The sequence below is a fragment of the Vibrio sp. 10N.222.46.A1 genome (genome assembly GCF_041473595.1).
Taxonomy (GTDB): domain Bacteria; phylum Pseudomonadota; class Gammaproteobacteria; order Enterobacterales; family Vibrionaceae; genus Vibrio; species Vibrio tasmaniensis_A.
Map to the genome: position 1 here is coordinate 1 of NZ_JBFRSN010000647.1, position 877 is coordinate 877.

Annotated in this window: 1 protein-coding gene; it reads left to right on the forward strand. The window is 47.3% G+C overall.

From position 1 onward, the window contains the following. On the forward strand, positions 1 to 877 hold an 877-nt coding region (locus AB4496_RS17615; RefSeq protein WP_372131501.1), incomplete at both ends, for an FAD-dependent oxidoreductase.

An 877-nucleotide genomic window follows, 5' to 3' on the forward strand; every position in this document is an offset into this window, starting at 1 on the left:
GAAGCTTGAAGAAGCGGGCGTGACCATTATCAACACTGGTATCGGTTGGCACGAAGCTCGTGTTCCTACGATTGCGACTCAGGTACCACGTGGTGCTTTCTCTTGGGTGACGGAAAAAGTGAAACCATACGTGTCGATCCCAGTGGTGACATGTAACCGCATCAATACTCCAGAAGAGGCCGAGCGTATCCTTAGTTCAGGACAGGCCGACATGGTATCAATGGCTCGTCCATTCTTGGCTGACCCTGACTTTGTTAATAAAGCCGCTCAAGACCGAGCGCAGTTCATTAACACCTGTATCGGTTGTAACCAAGCTTGTCTTGATAACGTATTCAAAGGTAAAAGAGCGAGCTGCTTAGTTAACCCTCGCGCTTGTTACGAAACTGAAATTGTTGTGCAACCTGCTCAAGCCACTAAAACTATTGCCGTAGTCGGTGCTGGCCCCGCAGGTCTAGCTTGTGCGACAACGTTAGCGCAGCGTGGACACACAGTTGACTTGATTGAGAAAAATGACCGCATCGGTGGACAATTTAGATTGGCAATGCAGATTCCGGGTAAAGAAGAGTTCAGAGAAACGATTCGTTACTTTGCTAACCAAATAGATGCATCAGGCGTGAACTTAAAACTGGATACTGAAGCGACGTTTGAGATGTTGTTGAAGTACGATGAAGTCGTGATGGCTGCTGGTGTTGAACCCAGAAAGCTTGATATTGAAGGGATAGATCAAGAAAACGTAGTCGACTATCAAACCTTGATTCGTGAAAAGACACCAGTAGGAGAAAAAGTCGCGATTGTTGGTGCCGGTGGTATTGGTATTGATGTGGCAACTATGCTGACAGAGCCGACTTCTCATAGCTTGGACGACTGGCTGCATGAG